The sequence below is a fragment of the Aquabacterium sp. A08 genome (assembly GCF_011742065.1).
Genome location: NZ_JAAQQT010000275.1, coordinates 1 through 482, shown reverse-complemented (window position 1 = coordinate 482; position 482 = coordinate 1). Strand labels below are relative to the sequence as shown.

The following is a 482-nucleotide window of genomic DNA, read 5'->3' as shown; positions in this document are numbered from 1 at the left end:
CCAGCCATCTCTTCCAACGCAGGATCGCCGGCGCGGGCCACGTGCACGAACTGCGCGGCCGGGTCCTTGCGCGGGTCGGCGGTGTAGAGGCCTTTTTGGTCGGTCAGGATGACCAGCACGTCGGCCTCCACCAGGTTGGCCACCAGCGCACCCAGGGTGTCGTTGTCGCCAAACTTGATCTCGTCGTTGACCACCGTGTCGTTTTCGTTGATGACCGGCACCACCCGGTGCTCCAGCAGCGTGAGCAGGGTGGAGCGGGCGTTCAGGTAGCGCTCGCGGTCGGCCAGGTCGGCGTGGGTGAGCAGCACCTGGGCGCTGCGCAGGCCCAGTTCGCGCAGCTTGGTCTCGTACATCTGGACCAGGCCCATCTGGCCCACGGCGGCGGCGGCCTGGAGTTCGTTGATTTCCTTGGGCCGCACCGTCCAGCCCAGGCGCTTCATGCCCTCGGCGATGGCGCCGCTGCTGACCATGATGACCTCGCG

Annotated in this window: 1 protein-coding gene; it reads right to left on the bottom strand. The window is 67.6% G+C overall.

What is annotated here, in order from left to right:
- Positions 1-482 (bottom strand): glutamate 5-kinase (gene proB, locus HA630_RS01560; RefSeq protein WP_166832164.1); only part of this gene is annotated, 482 nt, incomplete at both ends.